This is a genomic window from Micrococcus sp. LASM2_SD2, assembly GCF_057364565.1.
Genome location: NZ_JBNFOB010000203.1, coordinates 1 through 4,288, shown reverse-complemented (window position 1 = coordinate 4,288; position 4,288 = coordinate 1). Strand labels below are relative to the sequence as shown.

The following is a 4,288-nucleotide window of genomic DNA, read 5'->3' as shown; positions in this document are numbered from 1 at the left end:
GCCGTGGCCGTGCACAACGCGACCCTGCGCAGGCTGGCTGCGCGCCGGCGAGGACGACCGGGCGCCCCTCCCGGGACGCCCGGCCGGGCCGAAGGCCCGCCTGTCTGGCGCAGCTCGAGCGGATCGTCGCCAGCCCTGACCCCGCCCGCGGGCAACGGGCGGGCGAGGCACCCCGGGTGAGGACCGTCGTCGTGACGGTGGACGAAGGGCGGCCCGGCACGGACGCCGTGCTGGCGTCGGTGCGGGCCGCCCTGGAGGGCTGAGACGGGCTCAGCCGTGGTGCGGAGGAGACCTCAGTGGGCCGTCAGGCTCACTCGTCGATCTGGATCTCGCCCATCGGGCCGAAGCCGTCCGCGGAGACCTGCTCGGAGATGATCTGCGGGGTCTTGGCGAGCAACGGCTTCATGGCGTCGATGCCCTCCTGGAAGTGCGGGGACTTCACGTGGGCCTCGGCACCCTCGTCGGTGAAGCCCTCGAGCAGGAAGAACTCGTTCTTCCCGCCCTCCACCGGCTGGTACCACTCGAAGAACATGTTGCCCTCCTCCGAGCGGACGTCCGCGGTGTACTTCGCCACCGCGTCCATCCACTGGTCGGCGAGCTCGGGCTTCACGGTGAACTTCAGGTTGATGAGGATCATGACTCCACTCTGACCGATCAGGCCGGGCGCGGGCCAGCGCCGGCCCTCCGCCCACGGCGGAACCGGCGGGCGAGCAGCAGCAGGCCGACCACCAGCGCCACGATCAGCACGGCCACCAGGACCGGCAGGAACAGGGCGGTCAGGGACAGCACCACGGCGGAGGCGTCCTCGGCGGTGGAGAGCACCGGGGCGGCGGCGCCCACGGTCACGGTGTTCGCGCCGGCGCGGGCGCCGGCCTTCATCAGGTGCACCACCAGGGCGATGGCCACGCCGATCGCGATGGGCACCCATGCGCTGCCGGACATCATCTGGTCCGGGTCCGTCACGGTGGTGGTCTGAGTGCCGATGCCGGAGGCGAACGTGATGCCGCCGGCGGCCGGGCGGATGACGGTCTGGATCGCGTCGTTCACCGTGTCCACGGCGGGGATCTTGTCCGCCACGACCTCCACCACGAGCAGCACGCCGAGGATCCAGAGGGACACGTCCGAGGACAGCCAGGCCCAGGCAGGCGGCAGGTCCACCAGGGACGTGAACCGGTCCAGCAGACCCAAGGCCAGCATGGGGATGAAGGCGTTGAGGCCGGCCGAGGTGGCCAGGCCGGCGCCGGTGAGGATCTCGAGCATGGTCTGCCCCGCTTCCGGTGCGCCGAGGGTCGCCCGTGCTGCCCCTGACGGACCGGCGCATCCGCCGCAGACGCTAGCACCGCGGACGCCGCCGGGGCCCGCGTGCGCGGACCTGCGCGACGGGCGTAGCATCGGCCTCATGTCTGACGTGAACCCGCGCACGGAGCGCCCCGCCCTCGCCCTGACCATCGCCGGCTCCGAGGCCACCGGAGGTGCCGGCGCCCAGGCCGACCTGAAGACCTTCCAGGAGCTGGGCGTCTTCGGCATCGTGTCCCTGACCTGCATCGTCTCCTTCGACCCGAAGGACGGCTGGAACCACCGCTTCTTCCCGGTGCCCACCGAGGTCATCGCGGACCAGCTCGAGGCCGTGCAGAAGGACTACGAGGGCACCTTGAAGACCGTGAAGCTGGGCATGCAGGGCTCCCCCGAGGTCATCAAGACCACCGCCGCCGCCCTGAAGTCCCGGGAGTGGGACCACGTCCTGCTGGACCCGGTGCTGATCTGCAAGGGCCAGGAGGCCGGCCACGCGCTGGACACGGACCAGGCGCTGAAGGCCGAGCTGCTGCCGCTGGCGACCTTCACCACCCCGAACCACTTCGAGACCGAGCAGCTCTCCGGCATGACCGTGCGGTCCGTGGAGGACCTGATCGCGGCGGCCAAGCGGATCAACGAGGTCTCCGGCGCCGCGGTGCTCGCCAAGGGCGGCATGCGCCTCGAGGGCCCGGACGCCGTGGACGTGTTCGTGGACGGGGACACCGTGGAGGTGCTGTCCGAGCCGAAGATCGGCACCGAGGGCGTCTCCGGCGCCGGCTGCTCCCTGGCCGCCGCCGTGACCGCCGAGCTCGCCAAGGGCGCCACGCCGCTCGAGGCCGCCAAGCGCGCCAAGGCGTTCGTCACCGCCGGCATCCGCCAGGCCGTGGAGGGCAACACCCCGTTCGCCGCCCTTTGGCAGGGCGGCCTGCGCCAGGGCTGACCGCCTGCTCCGCCCCTTCCCGACGACGGCCCCGCGCTGAGACGGCACTGCTGCGCGTGGAGTGCGCGCCTGGGACCGTCCGCGCCGCGGTGGAGTCCATGGCCCACCGCCAGGACTCCACGTTCGCGTACGCGCTGACCGGCGGTGCGGACTGTATGGCGGAGCTGATCTTCCAGCGCGGAAGCATGCGCTCCGCCCTGATCAACGAGGTGCCGGGCACGGTCGGCATGGTCCTGACCATCGTCCTGGCATGGCTCTTCCGCAGCCGCCGTGAGACGGTGGCCGAGAAGACCCCCGGCGAGGACATCCACTACTGATCCCCGTCCGCGCGGACGGCCCGCACCGGGCAGGACGCCGCCGCGATCCCGTCGAGAGGAGACCACCCCATGACCGCCCCGTCCCCACTGACCACCCCCACCGCCCTGCCTGAGGCACTGCACCTCACCGCGGACGAGCGGGAACGCATGCACGCGGACTACGTCCACCTGCACCGCCACCCCGAGCTGTCCATGCAGGAGCATGAGACCGCGGCCTGGATCGAGCGGCAGCTGGACGAGCTCGGCATCGAGCACTTCCGCTGCGGCGGCACCGGCGTCGTCGGCGTCCTGCGGCACCCGGAGTCCCCGGACGCCGTGACGGTCGCCTACCGTGCGGACTTCGACGGCCTCCCGATCGAGGAGGACACCGGCCTGGACTACGCCTCCACCGCCCGCGGCACCCTGCCGGACGGCCGGGACGTCCCGGTGATGCACGGCTGCGGCCACGACACCCACGTGATGGGCGCCCTGACCGCCGCCCGTCAGCTGGCGAAGGCCCCCGAGACCTGGCAAGGCACCGTGGTGTTCGTGTTCCAGCCGGGCGAGGAGACCGGCGCCGGCGCGGCCGCCATGGTGGAGGACGGCCTCTGGGAGAGGGCCCCGAAGCCGGAGGTCGTGCTGGGCCAGCACGTCATGCCGCTGGAGGCCGGCAGCGTCTACGTCATCCCCGGCACCGCCATGGCCCTGGCGGACTCGCTGCGCATCACCTTCCACGGCAAGCAGGCCCACGGCTCGCAGCCCCAGGACAGCATCGACCCGATCGTGATGGCCTCCCACGCCGTCACCCGCCTGCAGGGGATCGTGTCCCGCGAGGTGGACCCGCGCGACTCCGCCGTGGTCACGGTCGGCACGTTCCACGCCGGGCTGAAGGAGAACATCATCCCGGGCTCGGCCACCATCGAGCTGAACATCCGCACCTTCACCCCGGAGCGCCGCGCGCAGGTCGTGTCCGCCGTGGAGAGGGTGGCGAAGGCCGAGGCCGCCGCCTCGGGCGCCCCGGAACCGACCGTGGAGCAGATCTCCGCCTTCCCACGCTGCTTCAACGACGCGGACCACTCCGCCCGCATCGCCGACGCCCTGCGCACCGAGCTCGGCGCGGACCACGTCCTGGACGCCCCGCCGTTCATGGGTTCCGAGGACGTCGGCGCCCTCGCCGACGCGATCGACGTCCCCCTCGTCTACTGGTTCTTCGGCGGCTTCCAGGGCGACCCGGAGCAGTACCCGGTGAACCACCATCCGGCCTTCGGCCCCGCCATGGAGCCCACCCTGGAGGCCGGGCACCGGGCGGCCCTGTCCGGCCTGCTCGCCTACATCGGTCGAAGCTGAACCACGACGGCGGCGACTCACCCTGGCAGGGGTGAGTCGCCGCCGTCGTTCCTGCACCGGATCCGGGCCTCCAGGAACCCACCCGCCGGCGTCACGAGGGTGAGGCGGAGGGGTGCAGGCGACAGGAAGGGCGGTCTCCGGAGAGGATGGGGGCATGAAGACCACCGAGATCGGAATGTTCGCCCACGCCCCGCTGTCCGGGATGTCCGCCGCCTATCTGCCGAGGAAGGCCACCCGCCCCGGCTTCCTGCGCCCGGGCAGCCGCAGCTACGGTCTGCTGTCCGCAGCTGGCCTGGGCGCGCTGAGCCTGCTGGACCCCTCTGCCGGCGATGCGGCGCAGCGCCGGTCCGTGACCGGGCCATCGCCGCGGCCACCGGTGTCTACGGGGCCGCCGAGCTGCGCGCCGCGATGG

General features: G+C 72.4%; 7 protein-coding genes. 5 read left to right on the top strand and 2 right to left on the bottom strand.

All coding sequences use genetic code 11. The features are described 5' to 3' along the window. A partial coding sequence (locus AC2W7A_RS09915; RefSeq protein ID WP_485991215.1) for a hypothetical protein occupies window positions 1-263 on the top strand: 263 nt, incomplete at its 5' end. Window positions 264-310: 47 nt separating this feature from the next. On the opposite strand, the gene AC2W7A_RS09910 is transcribed toward AC2W7A_RS09915, so the two are convergent. Both AC2W7A_RS09910 and AC2W7A_RS09905 read right to left on the bottom strand, forming a co-directional pair. Then, a complete protein-coding gene (locus AC2W7A_RS09910) occupies window positions 311-637 on the bottom strand; it encodes a putative quinol monooxygenase (protein ID WP_485991214.1) in 327 nt (108 codons plus the stop codon). 17 nt (window positions 638-654) lie between these two features. Further along, window positions 655-1,260 (bottom strand): DUF4126 domain-containing protein, encoded by a 606-nt coding sequence (locus AC2W7A_RS09905; RefSeq protein ID WP_485991213.1) that lies wholly within the window; start codon window positions 1,258-1,260, stop codon window positions 655-657. Between the two features lie 139 nt (window positions 1,261-1,399). Here AC2W7A_RS09905 and AC2W7A_RS09900 point away from each other — a divergent pair, with 139 nt between their 5' ends. The 4 genes from AC2W7A_RS09900 to AC2W7A_RS09885 all read left to right on the top strand — a co-directional run. Next, window positions 1,400-2,233: a hydroxymethylpyrimidine/phosphomethylpyrimidine kinase gene (locus AC2W7A_RS09900; protein WP_485991212.1), complete on the top strand. Its 834-nt coding sequence runs from the start codon at window positions 1,400-1,402 to the stop codon at window positions 2,231-2,233. A 98-nt stretch (window positions 2,234-2,331) separates the two neighbouring features. Further along, window positions 2,332-2,550, top strand: coding sequence for a hypothetical protein (locus AC2W7A_RS09895; RefSeq protein WP_485991211.1), 219 nt, complete (start codon window positions 2,332-2,334; stop codon window positions 2,548-2,550). A gap of 69 nt (window positions 2,551-2,619) precedes the next feature. Then, window positions 2,620-3,876, top strand: a complete 1,257-nt coding sequence (locus AC2W7A_RS09890; RefSeq protein WP_485991210.1) for an amidohydrolase — start codon at window positions 2,620-2,622, stop codon at window positions 3,874-3,876. A 154-nt stretch (window positions 3,877-4,030) separates the two neighbouring features. Beyond that, window positions 4,031-4,288: hypothetical protein (locus AC2W7A_RS09885; protein WP_485991209.1), on the top strand; the 258-nt coding region annotated here is incomplete at its 3' end.